This window comes from Joostella sp. CR20 (assembly GCF_038433465.1).
In the GTDB taxonomy this organism is placed as follows: Bacteria; Bacteroidota; Bacteroidia; order Flavobacteriales; family Flavobacteriaceae; genus Galbibacter.
Genome location: NZ_JAESVF010000009.1, coordinates 63,725 through 89,491 on the forward strand (window position 1 = coordinate 63,725; position 25,767 = coordinate 89,491).

The 25,767-nt window shown below is 34.6% G+C and carries 25 protein-coding genes; 8 read left to right on the plus strand and 17 right to left on the minus strand.

Annotation, left to right across the window (positions count from 1 at the left end):
* On the minus strand, positions 1–213 hold the full coding sequence (locus JMA43_RS11590; protein WP_342156778.1) for a hypothetical protein: 213 nt from the start codon (positions 211–213) through the stop codon (positions 1–3).
* A gap of 282 nt (positions 214–495) precedes the next feature.
* Between JMA43_RS11590 and JMA43_RS11595 the strand changes: the two genes are divergently transcribed.
* Entirely contained in the window at positions 496–759 is a 264-nt protein-coding gene (locus JMA43_RS11595; protein WP_342156847.1) for a DUF2752 domain-containing protein, read from the plus strand.
* 11 nt (positions 760–770) lie between these two features.
* Positions 771–1,106 (plus strand): CCC motif membrane protein, encoded by a 336-nt coding sequence (locus JMA43_RS11600; RefSeq protein WP_342156779.1) that lies wholly within the window; start codon positions 771–773, stop codon positions 1,104–1,106.
* Between the two features lie 69 nt (positions 1,107–1,175).
* Here the strand turns inward: JMA43_RS11600 and rocD are convergent, their stop codons facing one another.
* The 3 genes from rocD to JMA43_RS11615 form a co-directional block, all read right to left on the minus strand.
* A complete protein-coding gene (gene rocD / locus JMA43_RS11605) occupies positions 1,176–2,420 on the minus strand; it encodes an ornithine--oxo-acid transaminase (RefSeq protein WP_342156780.1) in 1,245 nt (414 codons plus the stop codon).
* A 112-nt stretch (positions 2,421–2,532) separates the two neighbouring features.
* Entirely contained in the window at positions 2,533–3,333 is an 801-nt protein-coding gene (locus JMA43_RS11610; protein ID WP_342156782.1) for a TIGR00266 family protein, read from the minus strand.
* Between the two features lie 395 nt (positions 3,334–3,728).
* A complete protein-coding gene (locus JMA43_RS11615; protein ID WP_342156783.1) occupies positions 3,729–4,181 on the minus strand; it encodes a DUF4442 domain-containing protein in 453 nt (150 codons plus the stop codon).
* 190 nt (positions 4,182–4,371) lie between these two features.
* On the opposite strand from JMA43_RS11615, the gene JMA43_RS11620 reads away from it, so the two are divergent.
* From JMA43_RS11620 to JMA43_RS11645, 6 genes are all read left to right on the plus strand, one after another.
* A complete protein-coding gene (locus JMA43_RS11620) occupies positions 4,372–4,839 on the plus strand; it encodes a DUF4870 domain-containing protein (protein ID WP_342156784.1) in 468 nt (155 codons plus the stop codon).
* 47 nt (positions 4,840–4,886) lie between these two features.
* On the plus strand, positions 4,887–5,210 hold the full coding sequence (locus JMA43_RS11625; protein WP_342156785.1) for a PadR family transcriptional regulator: 324 nt from the start codon (positions 4,887–4,889) through the stop codon (positions 5,208–5,210).
* A gap of 10 nt (positions 5,211–5,220) precedes the next feature.
* Positions 5,221–6,927 carry a PspC domain-containing protein gene (locus JMA43_RS11630; protein ID WP_342156786.1) on the plus strand — a complete coding sequence of 569 codons (1,707 nt, stop codon included), beginning with the start codon at positions 5,221–5,223 and terminating at the stop codon, positions 6,925–6,927.
* Between the two features lie 50 nt (positions 6,928–6,977).
* On the plus strand, positions 6,978–7,661 hold the full coding sequence (locus JMA43_RS11635; protein ID WP_342156788.1) for a head GIN domain-containing protein: 684 nt from the start codon (positions 6,978–6,980) through the stop codon (positions 7,659–7,661).
* A gap of 186 nt (positions 7,662–7,847) precedes the next feature.
* Entirely contained in the window at positions 7,848–8,858 is a 1,011-nt protein-coding gene (locus JMA43_RS11640; RefSeq protein ID WP_342156789.1) for a dipeptide epimerase, read from the plus strand.
* Between the two features lies 1 nt (position 8,859).
* Positions 8,860–9,900 (plus strand): aminotransferase class I/II-fold pyridoxal phosphate-dependent enzyme, encoded by a 1,041-nt coding sequence (locus JMA43_RS11645; RefSeq protein ID WP_342156790.1) that lies wholly within the window; start codon positions 8,860–8,862, stop codon positions 9,898–9,900.
* A gap of 48 nt (positions 9,901–9,948) precedes the next feature.
* Here JMA43_RS11645 and JMA43_RS11650 read toward each other — a convergent pair whose 3' ends face one another.
* From JMA43_RS11650 to JMA43_RS11710, 13 genes are all read right to left on the minus strand, one after another.
* Positions 9,949–11,430 (minus strand): SusD/RagB family nutrient-binding outer membrane lipoprotein, encoded by a 1,482-nt coding sequence (locus JMA43_RS11650; RefSeq protein WP_342156791.1) that lies wholly within the window; start codon positions 11,428–11,430, stop codon positions 9,949–9,951.
* A gap of 11 nt (positions 11,431–11,441) precedes the next feature.
* Positions 11,442–14,552: a SusC/RagA family TonB-linked outer membrane protein gene (locus tag JMA43_RS11655; RefSeq protein WP_342156792.1), complete on the minus strand. Its 3,111-nt coding sequence runs from the start codon at positions 14,550–14,552 to the stop codon at positions 11,442–11,444.
* A gap of 205 nt (positions 14,553–14,757) precedes the next feature.
* On the minus strand, positions 14,758–15,474 hold the full coding sequence (locus JMA43_RS11660) for a response regulator transcription factor (RefSeq protein ID WP_342156793.1): 717 nt from the start codon (positions 15,472–15,474) through the stop codon (positions 14,758–14,760).
* A 5-nt stretch (positions 15,475–15,479) separates the two neighbouring features.
* Positions 15,480–17,051, minus strand: a complete 1,572-nt coding sequence (locus JMA43_RS11665; protein WP_342156794.1) for a sensor histidine kinase — start codon at positions 17,049–17,051, stop codon at positions 15,480–15,482.
* An 84-nt stretch (positions 17,052–17,135) separates the two neighbouring features.
* Positions 17,136–17,714 carry a dephospho-CoA kinase gene (gene coaE / locus JMA43_RS11670; RefSeq protein ID WP_342156795.1) on the minus strand — a complete coding sequence of 193 codons (579 nt, stop codon included), beginning with the start codon at positions 17,712–17,714 and terminating at the stop codon, positions 17,136–17,138.
* Between the two features lie 2 nt (positions 17,715–17,716).
* Positions 17,717–18,682 carry a CdaR family protein gene (locus tag JMA43_RS11675; protein ID WP_342156796.1) on the minus strand — a complete coding sequence of 322 codons (966 nt, stop codon included), beginning with the start codon at positions 18,680–18,682 and terminating at the stop codon, positions 17,717–17,719.
* On the minus strand, positions 18,683–19,684 hold the full coding sequence (locus JMA43_RS11680; protein ID WP_342156797.1) for a glycosyltransferase: 1,002 nt from the start codon (positions 19,682–19,684) through the stop codon (positions 18,683–18,685).
* Positions 19,685–19,779: 95 nt separating this feature from the next.
* Positions 19,780–20,598: an enoyl-ACP reductase FabI gene (locus JMA43_RS11685; protein WP_342156799.1), complete on the minus strand. Its 819-nt coding sequence runs from the start codon at positions 20,596–20,598 to the stop codon at positions 19,780–19,782.
* Between the two features lie 104 nt (positions 20,599–20,702).
* Positions 20,703–22,364 carry a DNA repair protein RecN gene (gene recN, locus JMA43_RS11690; RefSeq protein WP_342156800.1) on the minus strand — a complete coding sequence of 554 codons (1,662 nt, stop codon included), beginning with the start codon at positions 22,362–22,364 and terminating at the stop codon, positions 20,703–20,705.
* 56 nt (positions 22,365–22,420) lie between these two features.
* A complete protein-coding gene (gene porD / locus JMA43_RS11695; RefSeq protein WP_342156801.1) occupies positions 22,421–23,311 on the minus strand; it encodes a type IX secretion system protein PorD in 891 nt (296 codons plus the stop codon).
* Positions 23,304–24,515 carry a bifunctional phosphopantothenoylcysteine decarboxylase/phosphopantothenate--cysteine ligase CoaBC gene (gene coaBC, locus JMA43_RS11700; RefSeq protein WP_342156803.1) on the minus strand — a complete coding sequence of 404 codons (1,212 nt, stop codon included), beginning with the start codon at positions 24,513–24,515 and terminating at the stop codon, positions 23,304–23,306. Before coaBC ends, porD begins: the two co-directional genes overlap by 8 nt.
* A gap of 3 nt (positions 24,516–24,518) precedes the next feature.
* Positions 24,519–24,842, minus strand: coding sequence for a DNA-directed RNA polymerase subunit omega (locus tag JMA43_RS11705; RefSeq protein WP_342156804.1), 324 nt, complete (start codon positions 24,840–24,842; stop codon positions 24,519–24,521).
* A 6-nt stretch (positions 24,843–24,848) separates the two neighbouring features.
* Positions 24,849–25,664 (minus strand): outer membrane protein assembly factor BamD, encoded by an 816-nt coding sequence (locus JMA43_RS11710; protein ID WP_342156805.1) that lies wholly within the window; start codon positions 25,662–25,664, stop codon positions 24,849–24,851.
* Between the last annotated feature and the right edge of the window lie 103 nt (positions 25,665–25,767).

Here is a 25,767-nt window from a genome sequence, read left to right on the forward strand (position 1 = left end):
TTATTCTTTTAAATGATCGTCTAAACTTTTAGGCTCATCTTTTTTATCATCTTTCGGATTGTCTTTCACCCATAATTGTGTGGATTTGTAGAGTCCGAACATCAGTAAAACAAAACCTAAAATTTTAAAATATTTATCGTATGCTGATTGGTCGTTAAAAAGAAACACCAAAATTGCTCCTATAATAATACACGCAAGTGAAATTAACTTCATTATTTAATGTTTTATTGAATATCCGTAATACATCATACCAAGATTAAAATGTCAGCTCGAGCGTAGTCGAGACATTTAAAGCTTGCTAAGCCAAATAACCTCTCGACTGCGCTCGAGGTGACAGTGCATTATAACAGATTACGGACAATTATAAATGTTTTAAGTAAAATACAAAAATAATACTTTGAACCAAGTTTGGTTTAAGAAGTTTTAGTAAGTTTACAATACTTAAAAGTTTTATTTTTCGTCATGCCACTATTTTTGTTGAAAGCTGAAGATTATATGTTACCGTGTTTAAATAAAAAACTCTTCGGTTTTGAATGTTTAGGATGTGGTATTCAACGCTCTGTAGCGTTAATTTTTCAAGGAGAATTTATGGCAGCTTTTAAAATGTATCCAGCAATTTATCCATTAATAGTGCTGTTTTGTTTTTTGCTTGTAGATAATTTTTTCAAAATAAAATTTTCAAACAAAATAATAATATCTTTAGTTACTATTTCATTATTAATGATATTTTCAAATTTTATATTTAAACTACTAAACTAAAAATTTAATTTATGGAACAAGAAAAATTACCAAATGCTACGCTAATCATAGTGTTAGGAATTCTAAGCTTTTTATGTTGTTGTTTTTACGGGTCTGGAATTATTACTTCTGGAGTAGCTTTATTTTTAGCTAATAATTCTCAAAAAAAATATGCCGAAAACCCAGAATTATACAGTAATTATAGTACCATTAAAACTGGTAAAGTAATTGCAATAATAGGTTTGGTATTAAATATTCTTGCAATTATTTTCTTTGTATGGATGATAAATGCATTAGGATGGGATGTAATTACAAGCAATGACCAAGAGCTTATTCAAGAAAAAGTAAATGAGTTATTTGGACAATAACCCTCTCACTTTATAAAACTAAAAAATCCCTGCGCTAAACAGGGATTTTTTTATGCTTATAAATTACTTTTATTTCTCAAACGCCTTTAAAGTTGTAGTAATTATTGAAACACATTCGAGTAATTGCGTTTCTGTCATTACTAATGGTGGCGCAAAACGGATAATATTTCCGTGCGTTGGTTTTGCTAACAAACCATTTTCTTTAAGTGCCATACAGATATCCCAAGCTGTTGAACTATCTTCGGTATCGTTAATTACAATTGCATTTAACAATCCTTTACCTCGAACCAATTTTACAATAGTACTTTGATCGATATATTTTTGAAGTTCAGCTCTAAATAATTGTCCTAATTTTTCTGCATTCTCAGCAAGCAACTCTTCGTCAACTACCTCTAATGCTGCCATAGCTACTGCTGCAGCTACAGGATTTCCGCCAAAAGTACTTCCATGTTGTCCTGGCTTTATCACTTCCATGATATCGTTGTTTGCCAACACGGCACTCACAGGGTAAACACCACCGCTTATTGCTTTTCCTAGAATAAGCATATCTGGTTTTACATTTTCATGATCTACTGCAAGTAATTTTCCGGTACGTGCAATTCCTGTTTGAATTTCATCAGCAATAAATAAAACACCGTACTCCTCACAAAGTGCTTTTGCTTTTGTTAAATAGCCTTCGGAAGGAACATAAACTCCTGCTTCACCTTGAATAGGCTCTACTAAAAATCCGGCAATATTTTTATTTTCTGATAATACTTTTTCTAATGCTGAAGTATCGTCGTACGGAATCTTTAAAAATCCTGGTGTATAAGGCCCAAAGTTTTTTCGCGCATCTTCATCATTTGAAAAAGAAATAATGGTAGTTGTTCGTCCGTGAAAGTTGTTTTCACAAACTGCAATTTGTGCCTTTTCCTCTGGGATTCCCTTTTTCTCGTACGCCCATTTTCTACAAATTTTTATTGCAGTTTCAACAGCTTCTGCACCTGTATTCATCGGTAAAAGCTTATCGAAACCAAAATATGAAGTAGCAAACTGCTCATACTTTCCTAGCATATCATTATAAAATGCACGAGATGTAAGCGTAAGTGTTTTTGCCTGTGCTACCATTGCATCGACAATTTTTGGGTGACAATGCCCTTGGTTTACAGCCGAGTATGCCGACAAAAAATCGTAATACTTTTTATCTTCGGCATCCCACATATACACCCCTTCTCCTCTGCTTAAAACCACAGGAAGTGGATGATAATTATGCGCACCATAGTTGTTTTCTAAAGCGATTGCTTCTTGCGAAGTTAATTTTTCAATTACTGCCATTCTGAGATTGAAATTTAAAAATGAAACTATACAATTCCTTCTTTCGGAGAGAAATCATCCATGCAGTCGTCGCAAAGTACAAAATATTTAAACGAATCTCAAGTAGCTAATTTTAAAACCGGTTATCGCCATCTAAAATATCTCCTAAGCCTCCTAAAATACTCCCCTCACCTCGATCTTTTCCTCCTTGTTCGGGTGCTGCAGCATAGACTCTACTTGCCAATCTACTAAATGGCAACGATTGGATATACACTACACCTGGTCCTCTCAAACTTGCAAAAAACAAACCTTCGCCGCCAAAAACAGTGTTCTTTATTCCACCAATAAACTCAATATCATAATCGATGTCTTTTGTGAAACCAACAATACAACCTGTATCTACTTTCAACACTTCTCCAGGAGCTAATTCCTTACGCGCCAAAGTTCCACCCGCATGTACAAAAGCCATTCCGTCGCCTTCCAATTTTTGCATTATAAACCCTTCACCACCAAAGAAACCTCGACCAAGTTTTCTTGAAAACTCAATCCCAACGGCTACACCCTTTGCTGCACATAAAAAGGCATCTTTTTGACAAATAAATTTTCCTTGGTACTTTGTTAAATCGATCGGGATGATTTTCCCAGGATAAGGCGAGGCAAAACTAACTTTTCGTTTACTAGAATCGGAATTCAAAAAAGCAGTCATAAACAAGCTTTCCCCTGTTAACAAACGCTTTCCTGCTGAAAACAACTTTCCTAAAACTCCGCGATCTTGATTAGATCCATCGCCAAAAATGGTGTCCATTTGCAATCCACGATCCATCATCATAAAGCTTCCTGCTTCTGCAACAACTGCTTCTTGTGGGTCGAGTTCAATCTCGACATATTGCATTTCTTCCCCGTAAATTTTGTAATCTATTTCGTGTGCTGTCATAACAATTTTAGTTTTGGTTTATACTTATAAGATGAAATAAACGCTAAAATGTTACAAAGAATTCTATTTAACTTTCAATTATATAATCATAAGAATTAATTCATATAGAGTTGATCGTAAATTTTTATTTTAGATTTCATTTTTAACTCACAAAAAAAACATTTTTATAGGTTTTCGTTGATGTGCTTCGCAGTTGTCTTGACACAAAAACGAAACAAACCTGCCTGCGGAAGGCAGGAAAGTCAAGACTGATTAAAAAAGCATAAGAAAATCTACGGAATCCTCCTCCACAGATAAAAAGAACTCGCTACACTCAAACAACTTTTTATCTTTCACCCATACTGCTTCCTTGATTTTCAATACTTTTTAAAATAGGTCAAGTTCCTAAAAGTGCATTATTTAACCTTTACAGTCCATTCAAAATCAAACGTGGAAACTATATCTCCAACCTCATCTCTACCAACTGATTGCATCCAAAATGTTTGTCCTTCTCCAGTTGTAATAGTATTTTTTATAGCTTCATCTATTAAATGACCATCGGTACATTCAAAAGTAATTTTGCCTTTTGCTTTTTTTGAAAAATTTGCTTTGTTGTTAGCTACCAACATCGAAATTTTAGTTTTTTCTTCTCTAATCTTTCCAATAACTATGGCCCCTGTCGATAATTCGGCTGCCATTCCTTGTACTGCCCAAAACATTGAATTAAACGGATTTTGGTTTATCCATCGGTGTGTAACCGTTGTTGTACAACTTTTGTCGTTTATTGCTTTTACACGTACGCCACACAACCAAGCCGATGGAAGTTTGAACATAGAGAATTTATTTAACTGTGCTGGTGTAATCTTCATTTATCAAATTTTAACGCTGTAATTTATCCATTAATAATCAATTAGCAAAAAATAAAATAATCTTAATTTTTTGTTAAATTTAGGTACTATGTTTTGCATAATACCTTTTTTTAGATATATATTTGCATTAGAAATTAGTAGGTTATATAATTTCTATAAACATCATCATCAATCAATTAAAAAAACGAACATGGATACTTCCATCAGTAAACATCAAAAAAATGTATCATCAGTGATACATTTATCAACCTTTTCCAAGTATTTTATTCCGTTTGGAAACTTTATTATTCCACTTATAATATGGACTTCAAATAAAGATAAATGGAGTTATATTGACGAAAACGGGAAGCAAGCAATCAATTTTCAGATAAGTATTTTACTATACAGCATCTTCATTGGTGTGCTTATGATTCCGTTAGTTTTATTTACGGCTTGGGAGTTTATCGGCTTAGACATTTTAAAGCACAATGCACATCAGGTTAATTTTAATTTTAGCGATATTTCTTTGTTTGGATGGAACGCTGGAATTTTTGGTGTGCTAGGTGTACTGGGAGTTGCACTATTTGTTGTTGATATATTTTGTACCATCATAGCAACTATAAAAGCGTACGATGGCGAGGTGTATCAATATCCCTTCAGTATAAAATTCATCAAATAATCAATCAATCAAAAAACGAACCGTTTAACAAAAAGTATCATGAAACCATGAATATAGAAAACACAAAGGCGCAGATGCGTAAAGGGGTTTTGGAATACTGTATTTTATCAATCATTCAAAATGAAGATAAGTACGCTTCTGAAATTCTCGAAACCTTAAAAGACGCAAAAATGCTTGTAGTTGAAGGTACTATTTACCCGCTACTTACAAGATTAAAAAACGCAGGACTATTAAGTTACCGCTGGGAAGAGTCGACCTCTGGCCCACCTAGAAAGTATTACACCCTTACCGAAAATGGCAAACTTTTTTTAAAAGAACTCAATGCCACTTGGGATGAATTAAAAAACGCAGTTAACCTGGTAACCAAATAAAAAGCTAACAATGAACAAGACTATAAACATAAATCTGGCAAACACTTTCTTCCATATCGACGAAGATGCCTATTTAAAATTACAACGTTATTTAGAAGCCATCAAACGTTCTTTTACCGATTCTCAAGGGAAGTCGGAAATAATTGCCGACATCGAGGCTCGTATTGCCGAACTTTTTTCTGAAAGAGTACAACACGACCGTCAAGTAATTACAACCAAAGAGGTTGATGAAATTATAACGATTATGGGGCAACCTGAAGATTATTTGGTTGATGAAGAAATTTTTGAAGACGAACCAAAATCGAGAAAAGAAACGCACAACAAATCGACAAAACAACTTTACAGAGATACCGACCATAAGTACATTGGCGGAGTTTGTGCTGGGTTGAGTCATTATGTAAATATCGACGCACTTTGGACGCGCTTACTCTTTATTTTAATTGCCCTTCTTAGCTTTGGAACCGGGATATTGATTTATATTTTACTTTGGATTTTAGTTCCTGAAGCTTCCACAACGGCGCAAAAAATTGCTATGACAGGAGAGCCTGTAAACATTAGCAACATCGAAAAAAAAATTAAAGAGGGTTTTGATGAAGTGTCCGAAAAAGTAAAAAACGTAGATTACGAAAAAGTAGGACAATCGGTAAAAAAAAATTCCAAAAGCTTTTTTGACTCGATTTTAAGCGTCATTATGTTCCTCTTTAAAGTTGTTGCAAAATTTATCGGGATTATCGTTTTAATTCTTTCAGCAACAGTTTTAATTGGTTTATTTATCGGGCTTTTCACCGCTGGAACAATCGATATTTGGGGACACCAACCGTGGAGAGAATTTATAGATGTAACCGTAAGTGCTCCCGTTTGGCTTATTTCCTTGCTTGGCTTTTTTGCCATTGGAGTTCCGTTCTTTTTCTTGTTTTACCTCGGATTAAAAATCTTGGTAACCAACTTAAAATCTATAGGAAGTTTTGCAAAATTTTCATTGATGGGAGTTTGGTTATTGTCGGTGATCGGACTTATAGTTCTTGGAGTACGCACAGCTACCGAATATTCATTTGAAGCTACCGCTACCGAAAGTCAGCTTATCCCGATTACTTCAGCAGACACTTTAGAAATTAAAATTGTTGAAGCCGACAACCTAAAAAATAGGTATTACAGAGACAGTGACTTTGATATTGCTATGGATGGCGACACCAAACTTATCTATTCTGAAGACATGCGTTTTACGATAAAGCCATCTCAAAACAATGAAATTCATTTAGAGATTGAGAAACATTCGCAAGGAAGTAATTATAAAGATGCGTTTGAAAGAGCAGAAAACATTCAATACACTTTTAAAACTGAAAACAACACCTTAATTTTAAACAACTATTTAACAACCAATTACAGTAATAAATTTAGAGACCAAGAGGTTGATGTAACAGTTTTTGTTCCAGAAAATATGTTTGTAAAACTACATCACTCTACAAAGCATCGTATAAGTAGCAGTATCAAAAACAACATGAATTATTATACCAATGATATGGCAAATCATACTTGGAAAATGGACGAAATAGGTGTTTTAAATTGTATGGATTGTCCTGTTGCTACGGAAAACAAAGAAGACAAAGATGATGAAAGTGAAGATGAAGACGAGAATGATAAGGACGAAGATGAAATTGAAAAAACTAAAACTGAAGTAAATCAGCAAAAGGAAACTCTTCCGAAAAAGAAAAACTAACAGATTCAACTTCAGTATAAAAGAAAACTAATCAATCAAAAACAAACAATATGAATACGTTAATTAAAGTAATTGTAGCCCTTGTATTGTCTATCTTTTTAACTTCCTGTAATTTTTATGGCGGGGGTGTTATGGGCAACGGAAACATTATCACTCAAGAACGTGCTGTAACAGCTACTTTTAAAAGTGTAAAAGCTACCGAAGGTGTCGATGTGTACATATCTCAAAGTGCAACTGCAAGTATCAAAATTGAAGCCGATGACAATATTATCGACCTCATCGAGACTGAAGTTAACAACGGAGAGCTCGTTATTTCGACTAAAGAAAACATTGGCCGTGCTTCTAAAAAAGTATACGTAAGTCTTTCTGAAATAGAGCGTTTAGCAACTACAAGTGGAGCCGATTTGGAAAGTATGGGCACACTAAAAGTCGACAATCTAGATTTAGATGCCAGTAGCGGAAGCGACCTTGTTGTTGAAGTTCAAGCAACAGCTATTTCTGCGGATGCTAGTAGCGGAGCCGATATAGAAGTTTTTGGTGTGAGCACGAGTCTAAATGCCGATGCTAGTAGCGGTAGCGATATAAAAGCAGAGCGCTTAAATGTTGAAACTGTTAGTGCCGATGCTAGTAGCGGAGCCAACATTAAAATAGGAGCTGTAAAAACTATAAATTACCATAAAAGTTCTGGCGGAGGTGTTTCATACAAAGGAACTCCAGAAGTCGTAGAGAACTAGCTATCCAACTATTTGTTCGTTAAAGTAGTTAAAGAAACTATCCGAAAAGTACATTTTCGTCAAACCGAATCTCATTCAAAATGACGTTTTAAAATACTTCTCGGATAGTTTTCATTTTACATCATTTTTAAACGCCATCTCACTGTTGTTCTTCTTGCATTTATTATCTTAGCTAAAAATAATTTCATGGAGATTTCATTAAAAAAATATGTGCTAGAATTACAACACACCTTTAGTATTTCTCGCGAATCGCACGACTTTCAAGATAGTCTAATTGTTGGACTTTCGCTTAACGGAAAAACAGGCTACGGAGAGGCTACGGCCAATCCATATTACAAAATTACAGTAACCTCCATGATGGAAGAAATTCGTGCTATAGAAACTGAAATTAAAAATTTTGAACTCACCACTCCTGAAGCATTTCACACCTTTTTAACTGAAAAGAATTTAAGCAATTTTGCCATTTGCGCTCTCGATTTGGCATGTCACGATTTATACGGAAAACTTTTAGACAAACCGCTTTATCAAATTTGGAATACCAACAATAGCAAATACCCAATTACCAATTACACTATCGGGATTGATACTGTTGAGAAAATGGTGGAGAAAATGGTGGAAAAACCTTGGCCACTTTATAAAATAAAACTGGGTACTAAAAACGACCTCGAAATTGTAAAACAACTTCGAGTACATACCGATGCTGTATTTAGAATTGACGCCAACAATGCTTGGACACCAGAGCAAACACTTGAGTTAGCACCACAACTTAAAGAACTCGGTGTTGAATTTTTAGAGCAACCGCTTCCTGCAGACAATCTAGTAGGATACAAACAAATTATCGATACCTGCGTGTTACCAATTATTGCTGATGAAAGTTGTATTGTTGAAGAAGATGTCGACAAATGTGCTGGGCATTTTACAGGAATCAACATCAAACTTACCAAATGTGGAGGGCTCACTCCTGCCCTACGCATGATTAAAAGAGCACGCGAACTCAACCTCAAAGTAATGGTTGGTTGTATGACCGAGTCGAGCGTAGGAATTTCCGCCATCGCACAATTAACACCGCAACTAGATTATGTCGATATGGATGGCGCCATGTTACTAAAACACGATATCGCAAAAGGGATTGAAATTTTAAACGACGGAAAACTAATTTTCCCAACACTCGGAGGGTCTGGAGTAACATTACTTTAAGATGGCACATTTTGTAGATGAATTTCCTGGAAGAATTATTCAAACCGAAAATGGCACTGCGCTTTATTTTGGCGGTACTGCTTATTTAGGTTTGCAAACTTTACCAGAATTTCAAGAAATTTATTTCAACAACATAAAAAAATACGGAACCAATTACGGGGCATCCAGAAAGTCGAATGTTCAATTTTCGATTTATGAAGAGGTAGAACATTACCTTTCAAAACTCGTAGGAAGCGAAAGTTGTGTAACACTATCCTCTGGATATTTGGCATCACAGCTTGTAAGTCGTTATTTTTCTTCGGAAGATTATACTTGCTATCACGCACCACAAACCCATACTTCCCTACTCCAAATTAAGCAACAGTCATGCCAAACTTATGATGCCTTAATTGAAGAATTAAAGAAACAAAATAACAATACAACCCCCGTTATTTTACTAGATTCAATTGATTTTTTTGGAATAAACTATCCCGATTTCAATGATTTAAAAAGTATAGATTTATCGGAAACAATATTAGTAGTAGACGATTCTCACGGACTCGGTGTATTAGGAAACCAAGGAACAGGTGTTTATAGTTTATTAAAAGTATTAAACCCAAAAGAGCTCATTGTTTGTGGGTCGCTTGGAAAAGGTTTCGGTATGCAAGCAGGAGCTATTTTTGGAACTTCAAAAAGAATTGAGTTATTAAAAAACACATCATTTTTTGGAGGTGCTTCTCCCGCTAGTCCTGCATCCATAGTTACAGTGCGCGACGCAGAGCACATTTATAATTTACAACGAACTAAACTTTTTAAAAACGACCAATACTTTAGTAGCAAGCTAAAAAGTTCGTCCTTATTTTTAAAAGCAGGTGCTCACCCCACTTACACTTTTATGGATGAAACCTTAACTCAGTTTTTATTAGAAAATAATATTATTGTAACTAGCTTTAATTACCCAGATAAAAATTCTCCATTAATGAGCAGGATTGTAATTAGTGCACATCACACCAATGAAGATTTGGATTGTTTATTGAGTGCTATAAATAGCTACCAAAAATAAAACCACCCGATTAAGAGTGGCTTTATAAATTTTAAATATTAGTGTGATTTATTCATCCCACCAAACTGCATCTGTTGGTTCTTTTTCATTCTCTTGAACATTTGCAGGATTTCTATTTCTTTCTGAAGCTGGATAATCGGCTCTTCTAAACCACTGTCCAGAAAACTCAGTATCTGTCTCTCCGTTTTCAACTCTTAATTCTAGACCTTCAAAAACATCAGCAGAAAAATCATAACGTCTAAAATCAACAAAAGTCTCTGGATTTAAAAAGTTATGAATGTATTTTTCTTTCATAATGTGTTTCAACTGTAAAGCTGATTCTGTTACCGCTACAGACGCATCATTTAAATAATCTGTACCGTCCACATCGTACTGCTCCATACTCGCTTTTATTCCATCTAAATATGCATTGTACCCTTCAGCAGTTGTTCCTGAACTTGTAGTCGTACCGCCGTTAGCCAAAAATGATGCTTCAGCTTTTATAAACATTGCTTCCGCATAGGTGATTAATACTAACGGAGAATCGATAGATGTGAAAAAAGTATTTTCAGCAAAACCAGTATTGGCAGAAGTTCCGTCTGGAGCATTTCCTTCGCCACCACTTACATAACCTTTCCACTCTTCTTCGCCACCATTATCAGCAAAAACTGGTAAACGAGGATCGATCTCTACCGTACCACTTGTAAATGGATAGTAATCGCCATTCATGGAGCTTACGAGTTGCTCACAAATGTCGTGATGAAAGTTACCTGTACTCTTGGCTACAACCTCTACTGAATACCAAGGATTGATGTTTTTATCAGAATAAAACATCTGAAAATTATCATCATTTGAAGTAAATCCGTTATTGATTGAAGTTAAAACTTCGTTTGCAGTAACCACGCCTTTATTAACCAAATGTAATTGGTATCTTGCTTTGATGGTATATGCCAAACGCAACCATTTGTCGGTATCTCCACCGTAAATTAAATCTCCTTTTCCGAATTGGAAATCTGAATTATCCGTTTGTTTTAAAAGACTAATAGCATCATCCAACAAGTTAAAAATATCAGTATAAACAGCTTCTTGACTATCAAAAATAGGAGTTACATTCTCTACCTCTAATGCAGCTTCAGAATATGGTACATTATCCCATGTATCTGTTGCAATTCCCATATTGATAGCCTCTAAAATTTCGGCTACTGCTTTGTAGTGAATTGAATTTGACGCTTCAGCTTTCTCTTTTACTACACTCAAGTTTGGTAATACACGTAGGTAAATTTGAGACCACAAACCACTAGCTTCTGTTCTTCCAGCAGCTACTCCACCTTGACTTACAAAATATTGTGTGTAATTCCCGAATACGAGTTCTGCAGAGTACTGCCCTTCCATGGTACTATGAATTACAGGCCCTAATAAATCTCCCATCGTGATTTGCTCATCTGTTGCGGTTCCGGAGGGTGTGTTTACATCAAAGTAATCGTCTCCACAAGAAGTAAACAGTGCAAATGACACTAATAAAATTGATACTTTATATTTAATATTTTTCATAATTTCTTTTTTTAAAATCCGATATTTAATCCAAGAGAATAACTTTGAGATAAAGGAATGTTTAACCCTGTAAATCCATAAACATTACTCCCTGCACTGTATTGATTTCCTTCTGGATCGTAACCATCAAATGGTGTCCAAATTAAAATGTTTTGAGCACTTGCAGAAATCGATAAACGGTTCATCTTTAAAGTTTCTAACACCTTTCTTCCGAAGTTATAAGTCAATCCTACATTTCTAAGTTTAACCCAAGAAGCATCTTGTACAATTACCTCGGCAGCTCTGTTGTACACATTAGAATTTCTGTAGTAATTCTCGTCTATATAAACTTCTTGAGTGTTTGGAGTACCATCTGCTAGAACCCCAGAAAGGACAGTGTTTTCATATCTAAACTCAGTACTTTGTGGAACTCCATTTCTAATAGAGTTTCTCAGACCAGCATCGTATAAATCTCCTCCATTTTTCCAATCGATTAAGAAATTAAAACTGAAATTTTTATAACTTAAATTATTTCCGATAGAAGCTGTAAAATCTGGAAAAGCATTTCCTACAACTACTTTTTCTGAAGTATCAATTATAGGAAAACCACTTTCATCAATTAAACGCTCTCCGTCAACATATGTCCATTTATACCCGTAGAGATTCCCCATTTTGTCTCCTTCTCTAATTTCTGAAGTAACCCCTGGGAAACCAGAATCAGCAAAAATAACACTCTCTACATCGTCTGGAATTTCTAGTACTTTACCTTCGTTGGTATTCCAGTTTAAAATTACTTCCCATGTAAAAGATTCGTTTTTGATGATATCTCCGCTAATCATTAACTCATGTCCGAAAGTTTCAAAATCTCCAGCATTTCTAACATAGCTAGACATTCCGGATGAATTTGCTGTACTTACTGCAAAAATTTGATCTTTTACTCTCGATTTATAATAAGCATAATCAAAACGAAGTCTGTTATTAAAAAATCTTAAATCGGCTCCAATCTCGTATGATTGTGTTCTTTCTGGTACAATGTTAGGGTCTCCTTTGGTAATATCTGTAGTGTAACCTCCTTGACCTCCAAATGGAAAATCAGTATCGCTAACAAAATAATCGCCAATTTGTCCAAACAATGGTGCTTTACCAACTTCAGCCCAAGAAGCTCTTAATTTCCCGAAGCTAAACACTTCTTTGTTGTCCAACAACGAAGCTAAGTCATACGCTAAACTAACAGATGGGTAGAAAAATGATCTGTTGCCACTTGGTAACGTAGATACCCAATCGTTTCTTCCGGTAATTGTTAAAAACAAACTATTGTTATAGGTTGCTTTTAATTCTCCAAAAATACCCACATTACGTAGCTGAGTAATTGTTTTTGTTGCAAATGTATTAAGGGTGTTTGTTAGGTCGTTAAGTCCGTCAATATTTAGCGTTTCCCCTCTTACATCTGTATAAATTCTTTTTGTATCTGTAACTTGATTTCCTACCGTCAATTCGGTAACAAATTTTTCGCTCCACTCTTTAGTGGCTGTTGCTAAAAAGTTAGACTCTATAGCTGTAAAATTAATGTTTTGGTTTACGATAAATCCTCCAACAGCAGCTCCTGCATCAACATCTGGCGGAACGAATCTGTTACGTTGATCTGAGTAATTATCAATTTGAGCAGAATAATTAATGGTTAACCATTCTTTAGGCGTCCAATTAAAAATTGTATTTCCTACCCAACGATTTACATCGTCTACTAAAGAACTGTTTTCCATAAGGTATCTTGGATTATCAATAATTCCAAAAGAATAATCTCTTTCCGATCCATCTGGATTTATGTAATCGTTTATAGGAAAAGTACCTGAATAATAATACAAAGAACTCATCACAGACTTGTCTCCAGATGTTGCTCTTGCTCCTCCAGACTTGGTGTAAGCCACAGAAGCATTCATATTAAAATTATCGGTAATTTGATAACCTCCTTTTAATCTGAAAGTAGTTTTATCGTAATTTGTATTTGGAAGAATTCCTTCATCTTCATTCCTTCCTAATGAAAAGTAATAATTAAACTTATCGTCTGCTCCACTAATATTGAAGTTGATATCTTTATTTACCCCTGTACGGAATAAGTCGTACGGACTGTAATATTTATCTCCAGTTAAATCAACAACAGTTCCATCACTTAATGTAGCAGAATCATCTGAATATCTGGGTCCCCATGAATAAAACGATGTTGAATTTTGTACTCTATCAAACCCAGTATCGCTGTCTGGAGCGTAGATAGTTCTTGGCAATCCACCAAAACCTTCACGATACGTAGTTTGTACATCTGGAGTTTTCTCAACTTCTCTAAAACTTGTAGATGCAGAAATATTTACTTGTGCTTTTCCTTGCTTCCCTTTTTTAGTTGTGATGATAATTGCTCCATTAGAAGCTCTTACCCCATACAAAGCAGTTGCTGCAGCTCCTTTTAAAACACTAAAGCTTTCAATATCTTCTGGATTGATGTCTCCTGCTCTGTTAGAAAATGAAAACTGTTCAGCACTATCTGGAGAGTTTGACCCTGCACTTGGTAATACATTTCCTGAAAAGGTATCATTATTATATGCAATTCCGTCAACAATAATAAGCGGTTGATTATTTCTAGATGGATCAATAGAAGTAATACCTCTAATTAAAATATCGACTCCACCTCCAGAGGATCCAGATGTTTTACTTACTTGAACACCAGAAACTCTACCTTGTAACGAACTTAAAGGGTTTTGCTCTCCAACAATTTCTACATCTTTTGCATCTAATTGTGTTACGGAGTAACCTAAAGAACGTTCATCCTTTTTAATACCAAATGCCGTTACCACCACTTCATCCAAACTTTGGGCGTCTTCTAAAAGTGTAACATTAATTGTTTGATTGGTACCAACTGTCTTTTTTACAGTTTTCATACCTACATAAGTAAACACAATTACATCTCCACTGTTTGCATTAATTTGGTACTTTCCATCAAAATCGGTTGAGGTACCATTTGAAGATTGGCTTACTACTACACTAACTCCAGGAAGCGGAGTTCCTTGCTCGTCTGTTACTGTTCCTGTAATGGTTTGAGAGAATGCCAAACTACAACACAACAACAAAGACATTGTAAATAAGAGTCTTTTCATAATTAAATTTTAAGTTAAATTAGGTTGCTAACACTTAAAAATACATATTATTTTAACAATACAGACTTCTATTGTTAAATAAAACATAAGTTATTCTTAAATTTTAGTCGTTGTGCCAATTTCTACAAATAATATAAATCTTGCAATAAAAAAAGCGTCGACTGTTATACAGTCGACGCTTTTTAAAATCGATATAAATAATATTTTAGCTGTCTGCTTCGCTTTTAACTACCAAACGGAAACCTTCTCCATGGATATTTAAAATTTCAACATCTTCATCTTTTTTCAAATATTTACGGAGCTTAGCAATGTAAACGTCCATACTTCTTGAAGTAAAATAGTTATCGTCTCTCCAAATTTTAGTTAACGCTAATTCTCTCGGCATTAAATCGTTTTCATGTAATGCTAACAAACGTAATAATTCGTTTTCTTTTGGAGATAGTTTTATAGGTTCTTCATCTTTATATGTTAAGAATCTAAGCTTTGAATTTAAATGGAAGTTTCCGATTTCGAATTCAAATTGTTTACTATCTGCTAATGACTCTGTTGATTTACGTTGGATGATCGCTTTTATTTTAAACAATAACACTTCAGAATCGAATGGTTTGTTTAAATAATCGTCTGCCCCTACTTTATACCCTTTCAACACATCTTCTTTCATTGTTTTTGCTGTCAAGAAGATAATTGGAATATTTTCGTCTTTTTCTCGTATTTCTTTAGCTAATGTAAATCCATCTTTGTAAGGCATCATCACATCAAGAATACATAAATCGAATGAATCTTTTCTAAACTTCTCATACCCTTCCATTCCATTTTTGGCTAGGGTTACATCAAAGTCATTCATCGACAAATAATCCTTTAGTACAATACCAAAGTTTGGATCATCTTCTACTAATAAAATCTTTTTATTTACTGTTTCCATGCTTTTTATATTAAAGGTAACTTTACAAAAAAGGTACTTCCTTTATCTTTTTCACTTTCGGCGTATACTTCGCCTTGATGGTCTTCTACAATACTTTTAACATAGGCGAGCCCTAAACCATGCCCTTTTATATTGTGTATATTTCCTGTAGATTCCCTATAAAATTTTTCAAATATTCTTTTTAATACTGCTTTACTCATACCTGCCCCGTTATCTTGAACTTTAATAACGATGCTGTTTTTAACAACTTCAGTATAAACTTCTATTTCTGGAGCGTTTGGGGAGTATTTATTTGCATTATCTAATATGTTTACTAATATGTTGGTAAGATGAAAGTCGTTTCCAAGAATTTCACTTCGCGGTGCATCCAAATGTGTTTTTATATGTCCGCCTCTATTTTCAACCATTAATTCTACATGTGCAATAGCTTCTTCTATAAGCTCGTGTACATCTACTTTATCCTTAACAATATCCAATTGGTTTTTTTCTAATTTGGATATTCTTAATACGTTTTCTACTTGCGCATGCATTCGTTTGTTTTCATCACGAATCATTTGTAAATAACGCTTAACTCTATCGGAATCTTCAAAAGCCTTAGGGTTTTTCAAAGAATCTAATGCCAAATTAATGGTTGCAATTGGCGTTTTAAACTCATGCGTCATGTTATTAATAAAGTCGGTCTTAATTTCAGAAATCTGCTTTTGCTTTATTAATTGATACAAGGCACTCGAATAGGCTATCAGAATAATTAATGTAAAAACGATAGACAAAATGGCCATTTCTATGATTGAAGATATTAAAAATTTCTTCTTTTCAGGAAAACTTACCAATAAATCGTAGTTGCTATCTCCATCACTATCAATAAATAACGGTGTTTTATAGCGCGATTCTGCTAATTGAATTTTATTACTCGAGCGTACTTTTGTTGCCAACCCTTTACTGTAAATTCCGTAGTCAAAATTTAAATCGATATTTCTACTTGTAAAGGCTTGTTGCAATAACAATTCTATTTCTTGTTTAGAAACTCTTTTGTGAATAGGAACTCTTTTTGCTGTCTCCATAAAACTATCTTCAAAAATAGCTTTATCCATAGCAGAGAATCCTCCAATTTTCTCAATTCGCTCTACTGGCGAATAAATCTTACCATCAATACCAAATTCTTCCCTTAAAATTTGAGTAGTTCTTTTACTCGTATATTTTTTTATAGGAATAGAATCGGTACTATTATTATCAAAGAACGTTGAGGTTGAACCGTAATCTTCTTCTAAAACTCCGTGAGAGTATATCAAAGTTTCATTACTATTTTTGTCTTTCTCAATAAAGAAAAACTCTCTTACATTCGATTCTTTAACCTCGCCAACACTATCTCTAAGTTTTGCAAACTCGTCAAAGTAATCTTTAATTTCTCTTCTTTGAAGCTTATCGGAAACCGAATGCAACGCCTGAGAAATGGTATTAGAAAATTGTTCTTCTTTATCGTCTACTGCTGTTTTTATCCAATAACCTTGAACGAATATAATCCCCATTAGGGATAAACTCATCAAAATTACCAGAAGTATAAATAAGCGTCTACTCATTTTGTCAAAATTAAGGCTTTGTGATAAGGTATGTTAAGCATTTAACCTAACGTTAACAAAAATGTTAAAATATTTTAGGCAAATCTATTTTTTAAGTAACGTTTTATGCAACTCCGCAACGATTTTACGAGTTTCATCCAGATTGATATTTTCAATAACATAATCCGACTTTTCAACTTTTGCTTCGTCGCTCCATTGGTTGTTCATACGTGCTTCTACTGCTTCTCGAGTAGTTTTATCTCTGCTCAACACTCTTTGTATTCTAATTTCTTTTGGAGCGGTAACTGTAATTACTAAATCGCAATTTTTGTCGCCACCGTTTTCAAATAAAATAGCGACTTCTTTTATTACATATGGGGAACTTTGTTTTTGCAACCATTGCTCGAAGTACTGCCCAACGGCAGGATGAATAATTGCATTTAATTGTTGTAGTTTGTTTGGATCTTCAAAAACAATATTTGCAAGATATTTCCTATTTGGAAGTTTATCTTGATAGGCCGACGCTCCGAAAATTTTTACAATATCCTTTCGAATATTATCGCTAGTTTCCATAAGCTGTTTTGCTTCGGTATCTGCTATAAAAACTGGAACTCCTAGTTCTTTAAACATTTGCGCAACGGTAGATTTTCCACTGCCAATACCGCCTGTTAAACCTACAACCATTGTTATTGTTTTTTAATTAGAAACTCAACTTTTCTATCTAATATTTTTACTGAAGAAATAAACTTAGGATATTCTACCAACTCCGGAATTAATAAAGTGGTTTCTTCTGAAATGTCATTGTAATCGCATACTACTTTAAAAGCGCCTTCGTTGATTCTTTTCAACTCCGATATTGGTGCTTTACAAAGTAATTTCACCTTTTCTGGATAGATTTTTAAACTGACGTTTTCAGGAAGATTTTCTACCTGAACAGGCACTAAAATTATTTTTTCTGAATAGCGCTCTACAGCTCCTTGAACAGAAACCTCCTCGGTTTGAAAAGTGAGTTCGCTAGCTATCGAGTCTGGAATGGAAAGTGCTACAGTATAATCAAAATCGTTTTGAATATTTGCATACTCCACACTATTGGTCGAAATCTCTGAAATACTCGCAACAATATCTTCTGGACCACGTACCCAAATACTATCTGGCGCTACAATTAAAGAGTCTTTTAACTGATAATCTTCTGCGTAGGATAAATGAATCTCTGGGTCTACTTTTACGTATTTCTTCTGATTCACTCCCAACTTCAACACTACCGAATCGGCTTCAACTCGGCGCACTAAAATTGATTTATACTGCATTCCAATTAAGTCTTCCACATCATCTGGAAGTAAATAATAAGCATTGTTTTGCTGTTTAAAATCGGCTAAATCTAAAAAGAGGTCACGCTTAAATATTCTGTAATTCAAAATTTTAAATCCTGAAGTTTCAATATTAGTTGTAATCGACTCTTTTGGGTTTCCAAGAATTAATTTATCCTCCGGTATCCCGATATATTTTACTTTAAAAGTAACGTGCGATGTATAGGTATCGGATAGCGATATAAGAAACCAAAGAAAAAAAGAAATCACTAAAAACATCAAAAAAATAGATGCTTTTGGCTTACTCAACACATTTTTTATATACTGAAAAATATTCTTCTCCATCTATTTAAAAAATAACTTCGGAAAAATTTGTTCCGGCTTTTTCTTTGAAAAGGTAAGTAAAAAAGTAGATTTTACAAAGGCCAATCCGTAACCAAAAAACTGAGTTAATACTGCATAAACAGCTAAAAACGCAATTTTTACACTTTTATTTTTTACAAGCGCATCTAAAAATATAATGGTAAAGTACATAGCGTAAAGCCACAACAATCGTGCTTCTCCTGCAAACCAAAGTAAGATTGAAATTGCAAATCCTAAAATAAAAAATGTAGGAAACCAATAGGTTATTTTTTTAGTCTCTGGGTGCCATTGGTTTAAAATAGGACGCGTAAGTCCAAACTTTTGTACCTGCTGATAAAATTTCTCCCACGAAATTCTACGTTTATGATACACAAATGCCAGTGGAATCAAAACGGTTTCAAAACCAGCTTTCCATAACCTAATGGTTAAATCGGGGTCTTCTCCTGGATGAATTTTCCCAAAACCTCCTGTGGTTTCAAACGCCTTTTGCGATAACCCCATATTAAAACTACGCGGTTGAAACTTATTAACTGCTTTCTTCCCACCGCGAATTCCTCCAGTGGTTAAAAAAGAGGTCATGCTATAATTAATTGCTTTTTGAATATCTGAAAAAGAACTGTGCGCCGCATCTGGACCTCCGTAGCAATCTACAAAATTAGCATCCAAAGCACTTTTGGCTGCTTCTAAATATGAAGGTGGTAAAATACAATCGGAGTCGAGGATAATAAAATAATTCCCTTTGGCTTTTTGCATTCCGTAGTTACGAGAATCTCCTGGTCCAGAATTCGGTTTAAAGTAATACGAAATTTGCAGTTTATCTTGATACTGTTGCACTATTTCTTCCGAAGAAATTGTCGAACCATCTTCAACAATAACGACTTCAAATGGAATATCACCATCTAGCATCGCCATACTTTCAAGAAGTTCGTTTACTTCCTCTGGCCTATTGTAAACTGGAATTATAAATGAAAAATTAAGCGCCATTTATAGCATACTTTTTAAAACAAGAAAGCTGTTTGAAAAGCGACTTATACTATTACATCTACCTTTCAAACAGCTTTTTATATTATAGAAACTTATTAATCTTCTTGCATGAATTTCTCCATCACTTCGTTACTTACTCCAGTGTTAGAGAATCCTCCATCGTGGAATAAGTTTTGCATCGTAACCTTTTTGGTAAGGTCTGAAAATAAACTAATGGTATAGTCGGCACAGTCTTGTGCAGTTGCATTTCCTAATGGCGACATTTTATCAGCATATGCAATAAAGCCATCAAAACCTTTTACTCCTTGTCCAGCAGTAGTTGGTGTTGGCGATTGCGAAATTGTGTTTACACGTACATTTTTGTCTTTTCCGAAGAAATAACCAAAACTTCTAGCAATCGATTCTAAATATGCTTTGTTATCGGCCATATCGTTATAATCTGGAAATACTCTTTGTGCAGCCATATAGGTTAGCGCAACAATACTTCCCCACTCATTCATTGCATCTTTTTGATACAATGTTTGACAAACTTTATGGAAAGACAATGCAGAAACATCCCATCCTTTTTCTGTGAAATCATATTTTTGGTCGGTATAATGTCTTCCTTTTCTAACGTTGATAGACATCCCGATTGAGTGTAATACGAAATCGATTTTACCTCCTAAGATTTCCATAGCTTTTTCTACCAAGTTTTCTAAATCTTCTTGGTTGGTAGCATCCGCAGGAATAATTTCAGAACCTGTTTGCTCTGCCAAGGCTTTAATTTGCCCCATACGCATTGCAATTGGTGCGTTTGTCAATACAAATGTAGCTCCTTCTTCGTGTGCTTTTACTGCAGTTTTCCACGCTATTGAGTTTTCATCTAACGCCCCGAAAATAATTCCTTTCTTTCCTTTTAATAAATTATATGACATATCCTTTTGGTTAATTTCTTAATTACATTTGAAGCTCCAAAAATATTCAATTTATTTGTAAAAGAGTCTATTTTTTTGCTTTGATGCTTTTATATAAGTTACAATTACACTTTCTTTAACAATAATTCCTTAGCGTGAGCCAATGCCGAGCTAGAAACATCTTTACCTCCCAACATCGTAGCGATTTCTTGAACACGCTCTTCCTCAGTAAGTTGTTTCATTTGCGAGCTTGTTACGCCGTTTATATCTTCTTTAAAAACTTTATACTGAACATCGCCTTTTGAAGCTACTTGCGGTAAATGTGTAATTGTAAAAACTTGCATCTTTTTACTCATTTGATGCATAATTACTCCCATTTTTGTTGAAACTTCTCCTGAAACTCCTGTGTCAATTTCGTCAAACATAATGGTTGGTAAATGCATGTATTGCGCTAAAAGCGATTTGATAGCGAGCATAATTCTCGATAACTCTCCTCCCGAGGCTACCTTTTTCAGTTCGTTAAAACTACCTCCTTTATTTGCTGAAAATAAAAACTGAAGTTCGTCTTTTCCGTTGGCAAAATATTTCTCGGTTGTAATTACATCTATCTGAAATTTCGCATTTGGCATCCCTACTTCTGAAAGCACACTCTCTAAATGCGATTTTAAAGTTGGAATTGATTTTGTTCGTTGCTGATGAATTTTTACAGCGAGTGCATCTAAAGTTTCTTCTTGTTTTTGCAATGCCGATTGCAGTGTTTTTATTTCGGCTTCTAAATTTTCGGTTTTAGAAACTTTTTCGGCTAAAGCAGCTTGTACTTCTAAAAGTGACGAAATTTCCATCACATTGTGCTTTTTCTGCAAACTGTAAATCAATTGTAATTTAGCATTTACTTCTTCCAACTGTTGCGGATCGGCTTCCAAACCTTCTTCCAATTGCTGTACTTCAACATACACATCGTCCAATTCTATCAAAACCGATTGTATTCGGGTTGACAACTCTTTATACGAAGTACCAAAATGCGAAAGTTTATTGAAGATTGCTTTTAACTCGTTCAATCCGCTTAAAGTCCCCATTTGCTCCTCGCCTAAAACTTGAAGCGCATGCGAAACATTTTCACTAATTTCTTCTACATTGTTAAGTTGCTCGTAAGTTGCTTCCAACTCTTCAAGCATTCCTTCTTTTAAATTAGCCGACTCTAATTCTTTCAATAAAAAAGAATTGTAATCGTATTCTTTATCGGCTTCTTGCTGAAAGTCAACTAACTTCTTCAGCTCTTTTTTAGTGGTTTGGTAAAGTGCTAATTTTTCAGCATAATCTTTTAAAAGAGCATCATTTCCCGCCACAGCATCTATCACCTGAAACTGAAAATTATTATCGGTAAGTTGCAAGGTTTGGTGTTGCGAATGGATATCGACCAATTGCTCTCCCAAGCTCGACAGCACATCTAAAGTTACTGGCGTATCGTTGATAAAAGCGCGCGATTTTCCGCTTGGTAAAATTTCCCTTCGGATGATGGTTTGCTTTTCAAAATCGAGGTCGTTGGCTTTAAAAAAATCTTGTAATTGGTAGTTTTCGATTGCAAAAGTAGCTTCAACAACGCATTTTTCATCGCTATTTTTAATACTACTTAGGTCGGCTCTCTTTCCTAAAATTAAAGAAATTGCTCCTAATAAAATCGATTTCCCCGCACCTGTTTCTCCAGTAATAGCAGTCAATCCATTTTCAAATGAAACTTGAAGATGGTCAATAAGTGCGAAATTTTTTATGGTAAGTGTTCCTAACAATGCTAACTAATTTTATTCCCCAAAGATAAATGTATTTTTAGCGGAATAAAACATTGTTAATATTTAATTCGAGACCAAGTATCGGTGTACAAAGGCGCAATATTTCCAAGTGTTTCTTTTAAATCGGCTACATTCATTTTAGGGCCATCAGAAAAAACATTGGCAATTTCTTCGGATTTTGCATCAAAGAAAGCTTGCAACACAAATGAATTTGGTCGAACATTGTTTAGCTTTTCAAAAAGATTCATCGAACTAGCAATGGTTTGCTTTGCCATACTTGGATTATCCACCAAATTATCCATTCCTAAACGATGATAATTGTATAGCGCCAAGCGATATTCTTTAAAGGTATTCGACAATAAATTATCTACCAATTCCCAACGTGTTCTATTTCCGTCGGTTTGTTGCCAACCTGCATAACCACTTCCTTGCGCTAAATTAACAATGCTTTGCGCTTGTTTAAAATAAGGTGTTCCGCCTTCTTTTGAAAACGTATCTGCATCAATTCCTAAAATAATATAAACGTAATAGGTAATTACTGAAGTTAAGTTTGAATCGAAAACATTTGGATTAAAATACAAAGGCGCAAACTCAACATAATTAAACGAAAAGCGCTTGTCTTGGTAGTTAAAAACAGGTGATTGATAAGTAGAATTGTAAACCGGACGGTTAGATTGCACTTGAATTGTACCACTAAACGAACTGTTTTCGTAGCGCGTAATGGTAATCATCATACTGCAATCAATACGCTCTTGTGACGAAAGTGTCCTATCGGTCCATTTGGTTTGGTTTACATAATCGTTTAACGATTTTTCGAGGGTTTTAAATATCTGCTTATTGGTTTGATTTATTTGGTCGGAGTTAACAATAACTGTACAATTCAACTCCTGCGCAAAAGCAAAGTTTACCACACATATAAGGACGAGAAATAATAGTTTTTTAACCATTCAGCCTATTCAAAATTTCGTTAAAGATATCGGTTGCTACTTCCGTTTTCGATTTTAATGGAAACGGAATAATATTCATATTCTTATCTATAAAAGTAACTTTATTTGTGGTTTTTCCAAAACCTGCACCTTTATCGTTTAACGAATTTAAAACAATCGCATCTAAATTTTTACGCGCAAGTTTACCTTTTGCATTCTCCAATTCGTCGTTAGTTTCGAGCGCAAACCCTACCAAAAACTGCTTTTCTTTAATACTTCCTAAAGATGCTAAAATATCTTGCGTAGGCTCCAAATCGATATGCATGGTAGCCGTTTTTTTCTTTATTTTTTCTGAAGCTACTGTTGCAGGTTTATAGTCGGCTACTGCTGCCGAAAGAATAGCAACATCTACTTGATTAAATACTTGATGCGTTGCATTGTACATTTCTTCTGCGGAAGTAACTCGCACCAATTTTATATGCGAATGCGAAATTGACAAATGCGTAGGTCCAGAAACTAAGAACACCTCAGCCCCTAAACTTGCAGCCTTTTCAGCTAGTGCATATCCCATTCTTCCGCTAGAATGATTTCCTATAAAACGCACAGGGTCGATAGCCTCATAGGTCGGCCCTGCTGTAATAAGCACTCTTTTCCCTTTAAGAGGAAGTTTCGACAGTATATCTTTTTCAATAAAAGACACAATTGCTTCGGGTTCTGCCATACGTCCTTCTCCAACCAATCCGCTAGCAAGCTCCCCATGTCCTGCAGGAATCATGGTATTTCCGAAAGACTGTAAGGTTTCTAAAGATTTTTCTGTAGAAGGATGTTTGTACATATCCAAATCCATTGCTGGCGCAAAATAAACTGGACATTTAGCCGATAAATATGTTGCTAATAAAAAATTATCGGAAGCTCCCGACGCCATTTTAGAAAGTGTATTGGCTGTGGCAGGAGCAATTATCATTAAGTCTGCCCACAAGCCTAAATCTACATGATTATTCCAAAGTTCGTTTTCTTCCTCTTCATCTACAAAAGAAGAATACACTTTGTTTTTAGACAATGTAGAAAGCGTTAAAGGGGTAACGAAGTCTTTTGCAGCTTCTGTCATTACCACTTTAACGCTTGCTCCAGCTTTAATAAATAAACGTATTAAAAAAGCCGATTTATAAGCGGCAATACCACCTGTAATACCAAGTACAATTTTTTTGCCGCTAAGTATGGACATGCCCTACTCTTTTTCTGTGTTTCTGTAATATACCTTGTCGTTCAACCACTCTTCTACAGCAATAGCGTGTGGTTTAGGTAATTTTTCGTAAAATTTAGAAACTTCTATTTGCTCTTTATTTTCGAAAATCTCTTCAAGACTATCTGTATACGTTGCAAATTCTTCCAATTTTTCAATCAACTCCTTCTTAATATCGCCATTAATTTGGTTAGCACGCTTCGAAATGACAGAAATGGCCTCATAAATATTATTTGTAGGCGCATCTATTTCGTTTCTATCATATGTAATTGTAGAAACTGCTGCTTCGGAATTTCTTAATTCGCTCATAACTTTTTATTTACTATATTTTTCTAACAATGCTTTAAACTCATTCAATTCAGCATCTAATTCGGCATTCATTTTATCTGCTTTATTTCGATATTCGCTTTCATTGAACTCACTTATAAACTTTTGGTAAGCTTCTTTAGCTTCTCCAATACGTTCTTCTTTTTTTGAATAAATACTATTTACTGCCAAGTTATACTTTGCTAAATAGTTGTAATACATCGCATCTTCTTTATAAACCGACCCTGGATATTCTTTAAAGAATAAATCGAAGGATTTAATCGAAGCGTGATAATCTGAAATATGGTTGTATTGTTTCGCTATTTCAAAAGATTTTTTCTCTTTCTTAGCTCTCAATGCTGCTGCCATTTCATTGGCTTCGTCCATATATTCAGAATCTGGATGCGTATTGATAAATACTTGTAATTTACTTATCGCTTTATCTGTTTCTGTTTGGTCTAAACTATATCTTGGCGATGTTAAATACTGACTCTTAGCACCTAAAAAAGCTGCTTCTTCAGCCTTATCACTTCGAGGGTACGATTTTGAAAATCTTTCAAATTGATACGCTGCCAAGTAATAATCTTTAGTTTCATAATACGAATTCGCATAAAAATACAACAAACGCTCTCCTTGTGGTTTCCCTACATATTGAGGAACAATTTGTTCGTATAATCGAATGGCGCGCTTATAATCTCCTTCATTATAAAGCTTTTCGGCCAAATCGTATTTTTTCTTAACATCACTTTCTTTTAATACACGTTGGTATTCGCTACAACTTGTAAATAATACCACTAAAAGAACTGCTAAATATGTATACTTCATATTTTTAATCATCCGGCAAAATTAGTTAAATATATGTAATTTTAAAAAACTTTTTAAAGTGTGAAGAAAAGGACTTCAAAAGTAAGGAACAACAGTTTTTATT

Bases quoted from the DNA above. Each gene is read 5' to 3' on its own strand.
- JMA43_RS11590 (WP_342156778.1), bottom strand. From the start codon at position 213: ATGAAGTTAATTTCACTTGCGTGTATTATTATAGGAGCAATTTTGGTG.
- JMA43_RS11595 (WP_342156847.1), top strand. From the start codon at position 496: ATGTTACCGTGTTTAAATAAAAAACTCTTCGGTTTTGAATGTTTAGGA.
- JMA43_RS11600 (WP_342156779.1), top strand. From the start codon at position 771: ATGGAACAAGAAAAATTACCAAATGCTACGCTAATCATAGTGTTAGGA.
- rocD (WP_342156780.1), bottom strand. From the start codon at position 2,420: ATGGCAGTAATTGAAAAATTAACTTCGCAAGAAGCAATCGCTTTAGAA.
- JMA43_RS11610 (WP_342156782.1), bottom strand. From the start codon at position 3,333: ATGACAGCACACGAAATAGATTACAAAATTTACGGGGAAGAAATGCAA.
- JMA43_RS11615 (WP_342156783.1), bottom strand. From the start codon at position 4,181: ATGAAGATTACACCAGCACAGTTAAATAAATTCTCTATGTTCAAACTT.
- JMA43_RS11620 (WP_342156784.1), top strand. From the start codon at position 4,372: ATGGATACTTCCATCAGTAAACATCAAAAAAATGTATCATCAGTGATA.
- JMA43_RS11625 (WP_342156785.1), top strand. From the start codon at position 4,887: ATGAATATAGAAAACACAAAGGCGCAGATGCGTAAAGGGGTTTTGGAA.
- JMA43_RS11630 (WP_342156786.1), top strand. From the start codon at position 5,221: ATGAACAAGACTATAAACATAAATCTGGCAAACACTTTCTTCCATATC.
- JMA43_RS11635 (WP_342156788.1), top strand. From the start codon at position 6,978: ATGAATACGTTAATTAAAGTAATTGTAGCCCTTGTATTGTCTATCTTT.
- JMA43_RS11640 (WP_342156789.1), top strand. From the start codon at position 7,848: ATGGAGATTTCATTAAAAAAATATGTGCTAGAATTACAACACACCTTT.
- JMA43_RS11645 (WP_342156790.1), top strand. From the start codon at position 8,860: ATGGCACATTTTGTAGATGAATTTCCTGGAAGAATTATTCAAACCGAA.
- JMA43_RS11650 (WP_342156791.1), bottom strand. From the start codon at position 11,430: ATGAAAAATATTAAATATAAAGTATCAATTTTATTAGTGTCATTTGCA.
- JMA43_RS11655 (WP_342156792.1), bottom strand. From the start codon at position 14,552: ATGAAAAGACTCTTATTTACAATGTCTTTGTTGTTGTGTTGTAGTTTG.
- JMA43_RS11660 (WP_342156793.1), bottom strand. From the start codon at position 15,474: ATGGAAACAGTAAATAAAAAGATTTTATTAGTAGAAGATGATCCAAAC.
- JMA43_RS11665 (WP_342156794.1), bottom strand. From the start codon at position 17,051: ATGAGTAGACGCTTATTTATACTTCTGGTAATTTTGATGAGTTTATCC.
- coaE (WP_342156795.1), bottom strand. From the start codon at position 17,714: ATGGTTGTAGGTTTAACAGGCGGTATTGGCAGTGGAAAATCTACCGTT.
- JMA43_RS11675 (WP_342156796.1), bottom strand. From the start codon at position 18,682: ATGGAGAAGAATATTTTTCAGTATATAAAAAATGTGTTGAGTAAGCCA.
- JMA43_RS11680 (WP_342156797.1), bottom strand. From the start codon at position 19,684: ATGGCGCTTAATTTTTCATTTATAATTCCAGTTTACAATAGGCCAGAG.
- JMA43_RS11685 (WP_342156799.1), bottom strand. From the start codon at position 20,598: ATGTCATATAATTTATTAAAAGGAAAGAAAGGAATTATTTTCGGGGCG.
- porD (WP_342156801.1), bottom strand. From the start codon at position 23,311: ATGGTTAAAAAACTATTATTTCTCGTCCTTATATGTGTGGTAAACTTT.
- coaBC (WP_342156803.1), bottom strand. From the start codon at position 24,515: ATGTCCATACTTAGCGGCAAAAAAATTGTACTTGGTATTACAGGTGGT.
- JMA43_RS11705 (WP_342156804.1), bottom strand. From the start codon at position 24,842: ATGAGCGAATTAAGAAATTCCGAAGCAGCAGTTTCTACAATTACATAT.
- JMA43_RS11710 (WP_342156805.1), bottom strand. From the start codon at position 25,664: ATGAAGTATACATATTTAGCAGTTCTTTTAGTGGTATTATTTACAAGT.